At 54.6% G+C, this 3,850-nt stretch carries 3 protein-coding genes and 3 pseudogenes; 2 read left to right on the forward strand and 4 right to left on the reverse strand.

Annotation, left to right across the window (positions count from 1 at the left end; genetic code table 11):
- The 4 genes and pseudogenes from T260_RS0121340 to T260_RS121445 form a co-directional block, all read right to left on the reverse strand.
- Positions 1 to 189, reverse strand: a pseudogene (locus T260_RS0121340) (bifunctional metallophosphatase/5'-nucleotidase); the annotation flags it as partial.
- Between the two features lie 275 nt (positions 190 to 464).
- Positions 465 to 1,319: pseudogene (locus tag T260_RS121450) on the reverse strand (ammonium transporter); the annotation flags it as partial.
- A pseudogene (locus tag T260_RS1000000139315) lies at positions 1,316 to 1,468 on the reverse strand (P-II family nitrogen regulator); the annotation flags it as partial. The pseudogenes T260_RS1000000139315 and T260_RS121450, both read right to left, overlap by 4 nt.
- 83 nt (positions 1,469 to 1,551) lie before the next feature.
- Positions 1,552 to 1,977: an OsmC family protein gene (locus T260_RS121445; protein ID WP_023634688.1), complete on the reverse strand. Its 426-nt coding sequence runs from the start codon at positions 1,975 to 1,977 to the stop codon at positions 1,552 to 1,554.
- A 175-nt stretch (positions 1,978 to 2,152) separates the two neighbouring features.
- Between T260_RS121445 and plsY the strand changes: the two genes are divergently transcribed.
- Positions 2,153 to 2,746, forward strand: a complete 594-nt coding sequence (plsY, locus tag T260_RS121440) for a glycerol-3-phosphate 1-O-acyltransferase PlsY (RefSeq protein WP_011231258.1) — start codon at positions 2,153 to 2,155, stop codon at positions 2,744 to 2,746.
- Positions 2,747 to 2,774: 28 nt separating this feature from the next.
- On the forward strand, positions 2,775 to 3,850 hold a 1,076-nt coding region (locus T260_RS121435), incomplete at its 3' end, for an NOL1/NOP2/sun family putative RNA methylase (RefSeq protein WP_023634689.1).

Raw genomic sequence — 3,850 nt, forward strand, 5'->3', positions numbered from 1 at the left:
CGTCACATTCAACTGGCCGTGGAAGTCGTTAATGCCTAACAGCTGCACCTCAATATAACGGTGCGAAGAAGCAGGCGGCTTCCCCTTGCTTTTCCCGTTCCCTGCCGCCCCAACTGGAGCCGCGGCCAGCACCGCTGCAGCAGCCAATGCGGATAGCACCCGTCTTCCCCATCGTTTGGAATTCTTCATTCCCGGTTCCCCTTTCTCTCGCCTTCTCGTTCACTCCCATTATATCCTTGCGAGTCAGTACAATGATAGAGCAGAAAGGATGATTTCTCGTAAATATTTTGTAAATTCACAACTGACTGTTGAGAACAACAGAAACAAAAAAGACCGCCCGATAGAGTCTGTTGAACGTATCTCTTCGGACAGCCTTTCTTTTTTAGCTCGATGGACAGCCTGCCGTGGGGCGGGTGTTCCCAAGAATCTCCCACCTCGAAGCACAAGCGTAGGTGGGAGAGCGTTCAACCGACCGCGTTTTTCTTGTTTAACGGAGCAACGCGAATGCCGGTCGTCTCCTCAAAATCGTACAACCCGCCCGGGAGATCGGCAAACCGCTCGAGTTCATTGTAAGCCGGAATGCCGTGGTACGCCATATCGAGACCTTCTTCTTCCTCACGCTCTGTCGCCCGGAGCCCGACCGTGCTGTCGCACACATTCGCGATGAGCGCACCGCTGACGAAGCCCCAAACGATGACTGTCAACGCGCCAAGCAGTTGGGTGATGAACAACGACGCATGACCGGTCGTCAACAATCCTTGCGTCGAGTCGAACAAGCCGACGGCGAACGTGCCAAACACCCCATTAAACCCATGAACCGCCACCGCACCGACCGGGTCGTCAATTTTCAATGCATCGACAAACAGCGTCGCATAGACGACGATGACGCCGCTCACAAGACCGATCAGCACCGCGCTCCATTGCGAAACGAAGGCGCAACCGGCCGTAATGGCCACCAGACCGGACAATACACCGTTCATGACCATGCTTGGATCGGCTTTTCCGTACTTTTTCATCGTCACGAAGAGCGCCGACGCGCCTCCGGCCGCCCCTGACAGCATCGTGTTGTGGGCGATCGATGCCAATGCTTTATTGGATGCGTCGAGCGTACTGCCCGCATTAAACGCAAACCAGCCAAACCATAAAATGAACGCCCCAGCCGAAGCAAGCGGAATATTGCTCGGCGCAAATACGTTCACACTACCGTCCGAGTTGAACCGCCCTTTTCGCGGCCCAAGCCGCTTGGCGATCGCCAGTGCCGCAAAGCCGCCGAGCGCATGAATCGCTGCTGACCCTGCGAAATCTTTCATCCCAAATCGGAAAGAACAATTTCCAGCTTCACTTTCGGGTGAAGCGTCACTTTGTAGTTTTTTCCTCGGTAAACTTCTTGCGTGTCCTTCTGTTTTCCCCGCCCAACGACTTGCGAAACGGTAAACCCGGTGATGCCGATCTGTTTCAGCCCTTTAATCGTATCGGAACACCTTTTTCATCGTATTGTCATTCGACGCTATGCCACGCGAAACGGCCATGAACGTCAAGCCCTTCTCCTTGTTAGATCGTCTCCTTCCCGCGCACGCCGTTGATCGAATAGCTCACTGTAATGGCGGCATTTAACGAATGGGAAACGGAACAATATTTTTCTTTTGACAACCGAATGGCGCGGACGACCTTGTCTTCCGGCAAATCGCCTTCGAGCGCGTAATGAATATGAATCTCTGTAAACCGCTTTGGGTGGTCATCGGCGCGCGTTCCTTCGACTTCCATCGAAAACGCGCGGACATCAAGCCGCATTTTCCGCAAGATCAAAACGATGTCAATGCCGGTGCAGCCGGCTAAGGCGTGAAGCAAAAGCTCCATCGGCCGAGCGCCTGAATCGTTGCCGCCGACGTCTTTCGCGGCGTCGATCGGAATCACCACACCGGAAGCGCTTTGGCCGCTGAATGACATGTTTCCGTTCCATACAACCGTCGTTTTCATCATGGTCGCTCCTTTCTCATCTGTCCGGGGTCGGACGGACTTTCCGACAGCCCGTTTCTTCTTTTCAGTTTAGCGGCTATGTCCTTGAAATGCAAAATTCCTGTCTACCGTTTTCGCTCATGCATGTTAAAATAGAAACATGCACAAACTTGTTGAGTAAAGGGTGTTTGATTCGATGACCGCACTCATTTTGCTTCTTGCTTATCTTCTCGGCTCGATTCCGTTTGGCCTTCTTGTCGGGAAAATCGGCTACGGGATCGACATCCGCGAACACGGGAGCGGCAATCTTGGGGGAACAAACACGTTCCGCGTGCTTGGGGCGAAAGCGGGAACGATCGTCATTGTCGGCGATATGCTAAAAGGGACGCTGGCGGCGAGCTTGCCGATGCTTTTTTCCGTCCCCGTGCATCCGCTTTTGGCCGGGGCGATCGCCGTGGTCGGCCATATGTATCCGGTGTTCGCCAAGTTCCGCGGCGGCAAGGCGGTGGCGACATCAGGCGGGGTGATGCTGTTTTATTCGCCGTTGTTCTTTTTGTCGCTCATCGCCGTGTTTCTTGTCGTCTTGGCTGTTTCACGCTACGTCTCCCTGTCATCGATGGCCGCGGCGCTGTATGCGGTCGTGTACACCGTCTTTTTCACGGACGACATTCCATTGACGGTGGCGGTATTGTTGCTCGCTTCGTTTATCTTTTATCGTCATCGCGCCAACATTCAACGCATCTTGAACAAAACGGAGCCAAAAGTGAAATGGCCAGGCAAACGCTCATGACGACGGACGGAGAAAGGAGTTTGCTGCGTTGAGATTGCCGGAAGCATTTGTCGCGAAAATGAAGAAGCTGCTTGATGAAGAAGCAGACGAGTTTTTCGCTGTTTATGAAAATGAAAAAATCAACGGCTTGCGCGTCAATCCGTTGAAAACCGACCCGGGCGCATGGGCAAAAACGGCGCCCTTTTCCCTTTCCCCGGTGCCGTTTTGCCCGACCGGGTTTTATTATGAGCCGGACGAACAGCCGGGAAAGCATCCGTACCATGCGGCCGGCCTGTATTACATTCAAGAACCGAGCGCGATGGCGGTCGCCGAAGCGCTGCGTCCCGCCCCTGGGGAGAGGGTCCTTGACTTGTGCGCCGCCCCTGGCGGGAAAACGACCCAGCTTGGAGCGATGATGGAAAACAAAGGGCTGCTTGTCGCCAACGAAATCCACCCGAAACGGGTCAAAGCGCTCGCAGAGAACGTCGAACGGTTCGGCTTGACGAACACCGTTGTCGTCAATGAAACTCCCGAGGCGCTTGCCGAGCAGTTTCCGGGCTTTTTTGACAAAATTTTAGTCGACGCCCCCTGTTCCGGCGAAGGAATGTTTCGCAAGGATGAAGAGGCCGCTTCGTTTTGGAGCCCGGCTTATGTGGAAGAATGTGCGGCCAGACAGCGGCGCATTTTGGAAAGCGCCTATGCGATGCTGAAAGAAGGCGGCATTCTCGTCTATTCCACGTGCACGTTCTCTCCGGAGGAAAACGAACAAACGATTGAATGGCTGCTTGAGACGTACGAGGATTTGCAGTTGTTACCCATTGCGAAAATCGGCGGCATCGAGCCAGGGCGGCCGGAATGGACGAAAACCAATCGATCCGATCTCGTACACGCCGCCCGCCTTTGGCCGCACCGTCTGAAAGGGGAAGGGCATTTTGTCGCCAAACTCCAAAAACAGCGGCCCACCTCACCTTGGCGAGGGCGGTGGGCGAAATCGAGCGCGCCAAAAGCCGCTATCCGCCTGTATCGCCAGTTTGAACAAGAGGCATTGCGGACAGAGCGAGACGGCACGTTCGTGTCATTTGGCGCCCATTTGACTGTGTTGCCCGAGCGTTGCCCGGATTTGTC

Source organism: Geobacillus thermopakistaniensis (assembly GCF_000498995.1).
In the GTDB taxonomy this organism is placed as follows: Bacteria; Bacillota; Bacilli; order Bacillales; family Anoxybacillaceae; genus Geobacillus; species Geobacillus thermoleovorans.

Coding starts and splice junctions, on each gene's coding strand:
- T260_RS121445 (WP_023634688.1), bottom strand. CDS start 1,977: ATGAAAACGACGGTTGTATGGAACGGAAACATGTCATTCAGCGGCCAA.
- plsY (WP_011231258.1), top strand. CDS start 2,153: ATGACCGCACTCATTTTGCTTCTTGCTTATCTTCTCGGCTCGATTCCG.